The sequence below is a fragment of the Allobosea sp. GW822-FHT05A11 genome (assembly GCF_058800455.1).
On the sequence record NZ_JBXAMI010000014.1, the window covers coordinates 1 to 520 of the forward strand.

The 520-nt window shown below is 62.1% G+C and carries 1 protein-coding gene; it reads right to left on the reverse strand.

Going from position 1 to position 520, the window contains the following annotated elements; all coding sequences use genetic code 11:
- Positions 1 to 202: 202 nt before the first annotated feature.
- A partial coding sequence (locus AC1RLU_RS26495) for a hypothetical protein (RefSeq protein ID WP_492799010.1) occupies positions 203 to 520 on the reverse strand: 318 nt, incomplete at its 5' end.

Here is a 520-nt window from a genome sequence, read left to right on the forward strand (position 1 = left end):
CCCCTATCATTCCCCAACCCTCCCGGCAGAGGTGGACTGAGACAGGGCGGATCGGATCGTTTGGAGAAACCGCCATATTGCCGCTAGTTCGTCCTCTCGCATCTCCTGCAAGGTCGGTGTCACGGGGCCATCCGCCGCGAGGCATCGTGTTTCGATACGGTCGATGAGGTTGTTGAAGCCATCGATGGCCGCTCTCATGGGATCAGCCGTCATGGCGGGTCTCCTCACGGACGCGCCGGAATGACTCCGATATGGCATTGTCCGCGATGATGACTTGTTCGCGCGTCAGACCGCTGTTGATCAGAGCTTCGCGCGCTGCTCCCAGGAAGGCCAAACGAGCGGCACGCTCCTGACGGCGTTCGGCCTTCTCAGAGTCAACCGCCGCCATCAGCGCCACGATGTCTTCGCCACGCCGCTTGAAGGCTGTCGCCATTCGTCGAACCTGCTCGACGAGCGGCACATCACCACCGTCCGGCGGGTCCATGAACTCGCTCGTTCCGATGGCCTCGGCTAGATCCAC